3 protein-coding genes are annotated in these 4,164 nt (G+C 72.0%); 2 read left to right on the forward strand and 1 reads right to left on the reverse strand.

The features are described 5' to 3' along the window. Window positions 1–266: 266 nt before the first annotated feature. Together ACJMNC_RS10965 and adhP are read left to right on the forward strand one after the other, a co-directional pair. Window positions 267–2,015 (forward strand): DUF222 domain-containing protein, encoded by a 1,749-nt coding sequence (locus tag ACJMNC_RS10965; RefSeq protein WP_408947995.1) that lies wholly within the window; start codon window positions 267–269, stop codon window positions 2,013–2,015. Between the two features lie 196 nt (window positions 2,016–2,211). After that, entirely contained in the window at window positions 2,212–3,246 is a 1,035-nt protein-coding gene (adhP, locus tag ACJMNC_RS10970; protein WP_408947996.1) for an alcohol dehydrogenase AdhP, read from the forward strand. A 4-nt stretch (window positions 3,247–3,250) separates the two neighbouring features. Here adhP and ACJMNC_RS10975 read toward each other — a convergent pair. Next, the coding region (locus ACJMNC_RS10975; RefSeq protein WP_408947997.1) for a WS/DGAT domain-containing protein at window positions 3,251–4,164 on the reverse strand (914 nt) is incomplete at its 5' end.

The raw sequence follows: 4,164 nt of genomic DNA on the forward strand, positions 1-4,164 counted from the left end.
TCCCTCGCCGGAGCCCGCCTGAAACTCTCCGGCATGCACTGGAACATCCCCGGCGCCACCGGCATCCTCACCCTCCGAGCCGAACACGCCAGCAACCGCCTCGACACCATCTGGACCCACCACCACAACCAGACACCAACCACACCGATCAGCGCCTAACCGGACCGCCACCTACAAATGTGTCTCGCACCCAGGCCGGGTTCTCGGCGCCGGAGATGTCGTACCCCGGCGTTAATCTGAAGTCGGTGAATGGGGGTGAGAAGGCAATGACAGGTTCGGGTGGGACCAGACGCGGGGATCGTCGCCCCCCGGCGCTCGGCGACGTGTGGCCGGTCGACGATGCGCGCGGCGCCGAGGACCTCAGCGGCACCGACAACCGGTGGGCCGAGATCCACGGCGAGCCCGCCGATCACCGGTTCGTCGCCATCGGCTCCGCCGGGGCCGCCCCGCTGTCCGAGTCCGATCTCCGGGCCGCCCACGAGGTGGTGCTGCCCGAGGATCCCCTGGCGCTGTGGCGCGTGGTCGACACGGCCCTGGCCAAACTCGCCGAGGTGCCGCTGGCCACCGCCTCCGAGTCCGAGCTGGCGAGCCTGGTCGAGGTCTCCGAACGGGTCCGGCGCCGCCAGGACGGCCTGTCCGCCGCCGCCTACCTCGAGTGCAGCGATCGCAACGTCTTCCGCGCCGCCGGCTACCTCAACATGCGTACCTTCCTGGCCACGGGCCACCGGCTCGGTCCCGCCGAGACCTCACGCCGCACGTCGCTCGCCGCCGCTCTGGCCCGGCGCACCTCGCTGACCGGGGCGACGCTCGACCCGCAGCTGCCCGCCACCGCGGAGGCGGTCGGCACCGGCGAGATCGGGGCCGCGCACGCACTGGTGATCGCCGAGACCGTCAAGCAGATCCCGAACGCTCTGGGCCCGGACACCGCCGCCACCGTCGAGGCCGAGCTCGCCGATCATGCGCGCCGGCTGAGCCCCAGCGATCTGACCAAGGCCGGTCGGCGCCTGATCGCCCTGCTCGACCCGGACGGGCGCTACACCGATCCCGCCGACCGCACGCGGCAGCGCGGCCTGCGCCTCAGCGGGCAGAACCCTCAGCTCATGAGCCGGCTCATCGGCGACCTCACGCCCCGCCTGCGCGCCAAACTCGATCTGATCCTGAACAGCTACGCCGCGCCCGGGATGAACAATCCGGACGATCCGGACTCCCCGCACCCCGAGGACGGCACGCCCGCCGACGAGGCCCTCGCGGCCGCGCAAGACCGCGACCAGCGCTCCCCCGCCCAACGCCACCACGACGCCCTCGAAGCGATGTGCGACTTCGTCCTCGCCCACCGCGGCCTCGGCCGGCCCGACCGGATCCCCGCCGAACTCGTCATCTCCATCAGCGACGCCGACCTGGCCCGGCGCGCCGGCATGGCCGCCACCACCACCGGCACACTGGTGCCCGTCGCCGACCTGATCGAGCTGGCCGCCCAGGCCAGCCCGCACCTGGCCGTCTTCCGTGAGCACACCTGCGAGCCGCTCTACCTCGGCCGCGGCCGGCGCACCGCCTCCAAGGCGCAGCGTCTCATGCTGTCCGCCCGCGACGGCGGCTGCACCGCACCCGGCTGCGATGCGCCGTTCATCCGCACCCAGGCCCACCACAGTCCCGACTGGGCCCCCGGAACCGGACCCACCCGCACCCCGGACGGCGGCCGTACCGACATCGACCGGCTCGGAGCCGCCTGCGGCGGCCACAACCGCTGGGTCGGTCCCCGAGTGGGCCAATGGGAGACCGACATCCTCCGCACCGGCCCCAACGCCGGCCGGATGGTCTGGCGCCCGGCCGGCACCCGCGGGCCCTGGCAGCTGAACCCGGCCCACCGCCCCGACCTGCTGCTCGACCAGGCCGCACACGCACCGCCCCACCACGACCGCACCTGCACCGGAGCGCCACCGGGCGGCAACCACCACCGCTCCGGCCTCGAGAAGGCACTGGAAGCGCGGGCCGGCCTGACCCGGCTGCTCGCCTGACCCGGCTGCTCGCCTGACCCGGCCGCTCCCCGGCACGGTTCCTCTCCCCGGCACGGTTCGCGTGTCCGGGCGAGCGGCCCTGCGCCGCATACGATCTGCGCATCCGCATCCTGGGCGCACAGGACGGAGCAGACTGGATGCCACGGACATGTCGCTGCCCTGCCACGGCAGCATCCGGACCCGGAGATGAGAAACGATGCCCGAAGAGAAATTCACCGCCGCCGTCGTCAACGAGTTCGGCGCACCATTGGAAGTCACCGAGATCGACATGCCGGTACCGGGCCCCGGACAGGCCCTGGTCAAGCTCGAGACATCCGGCGTGTGCCACACCGACCTGCACGCCGCCCACGGCGATTGGCCGGTCAAGCCCAGCCCGCCGTTCGTCCCCGGCCACGAGGGCTGCGGGCGCGTCGTCGCCCTCGGCCCCGGAGTCACCGAGCTGAAGGTCGGCGATCTGGTCGGCAACGCCTGGCTGTGGTCGGCCTGCGGCGTCTGCGAGTACTGCCGGGCCGGCTGGGAGACGCTGTGCGAGGACCAGCAGAACGGCGGCTACTCGGTCAACGGGTCGTTCGGCCAGTACATGCTGGTCGACGCCCGGTTCGCCGCCCGCATTCCCGACGGGCTCGATCCGGTGGAGGTGGCCCCCATCCTGTGCGCCGGCGTCACCGTCTACAAGGGTCTCAAGGTCTCCCAGACCCGGCCCGGCCAGTGGATGGTGATCTCCGGCATCGGCGGCCTCGGCCACATCGCCGGCCAGTACGCGAAAGCCATGGGCATGCGGGTGGCGGCGGTCGACATCGCCGACGACAAACTCGCCCTGGCCCGGGAACTCGGCGCCGAGGTCACCGTCAACGCGGCGGAGGTCGACGACGTCGCCGCGGCCGTCGCCGAACATACCGGCGGCGGCGCCCACGGCATCCTGGTGACCGCCGTGCACCCGCAGGCCTTCGGCCAGGCCATCGGCATGGCCCGCCGCGGCGGCACCATCGTCTTCGTCGGACTCCCGCCCGGAGACTTCCCGGCACCGATCTTCGACGTCGTCCTCAAAGGCCTCACCATCCGCGGCTCGATCGTCGGCACCCGGCAGGACATGGTCGAGGCGATCGACTTCTACGCCCGCGGCCTGATCACCCCGACGGTGGCCACCACCGGCCTGGGCGAGATCAACGAGGTCTTCGACCGGATGGAGAAGGGCGAGATCGACGGCCGCATGGTGATCGACTACCGGTGACCGGCTACCCGTGACCGTCGGCGGTCGCCGCCACCAGCTCGGCGACCGCCGACCGCGTGTACTCGGCGAGCCGCTGCAGATGCGGCAACGTGTCCCGGCAGCCGACGAAGCCGAGCGTCACCGAATCGGCGTACCCGATCAGGGTCACGTTGAGGCCGTAGCCGTCGACCAGGAACGAGATGGGGACGACGTACTCGAGTTCGGCGCCGAGCAGATACCGCTTCTCCCGGCCCAGCACCACATTGGAGACCGTGAAGTTGAACAGCCGCGGCAGCCGGGTGGCCAGCCCGGCATGCTGCGCCAGCAGCAGCGGGGTCATCCCGATCAGCGCGAAATAGTCCTGAGAACTGCGGCTGAGTCCGTCGACGTCCTGTTTGCCGCGGCGGGTGTGGGCGGCCACCGTCGCCAGCCGCCGCAGCGGGTCGTCGACGTCGGTGCCCAGCGGGGTGACGAAGCCCGTGGCCGCGTTCCGGGTCTGCTGATCGCGGCTCAGCCCGATCGGCACCGACGCGGTGAGGCTGGCCTCCGGCAGCGCCGACAACTCCGCCAGATACCGCCGAACCGCACCGCCGACCGCCGCGAGAACCACGTCGTTCACCGTGGTGCCGGCCGCCGAGGCGAACTGCTTGAGGGTGGCCAGCGGCACCTGTTCGACGGCGACCCGGCGGTGCGGGCCGAGCCGGGTGTTCAGCACCGAGCTCGGCGTGCGGGCCGCGGCCCGCACGAAACTCTCCGGCCCCACGGACATGCCGAGCAGCTTGGGCAGCAGGGCGGCGGTGGCGAGTGTGCCCTCGGTGACCCGCCGCGGAAGAATCGTCAGCCGCTGCAGCAGGCTGAGGTCACCGCTGGTGTCGACCTCCCCACCGGTGGTGGGCCCGGCCTCCGGGTCGGTGCTCAGCCACGATTTGATGGTCTCGA

Source organism: Gordonia sp. VNK21, assembly GCF_046098115.1.
Classification (GTDB): domain Bacteria; phylum Actinomycetota; class Actinomycetes; order Mycobacteriales; family Mycobacteriaceae; genus Gordonia.

Excerpts from the sequence above, each read along its gene's own strand:
- adhP (WP_408947996.1), top strand. The coding sequence starts at position 2,212 with ATGCCCGAAGAGAAATTCACCGCCGCCGTCGTCAACGAGTTCGGCGCA.
- ACJMNC_RS10965 (WP_408947995.1), top strand. The coding sequence starts at position 267 with ATGACAGGTTCGGGTGGGACCAGACGCGGGGATCGTCGCCCCCCGGCG.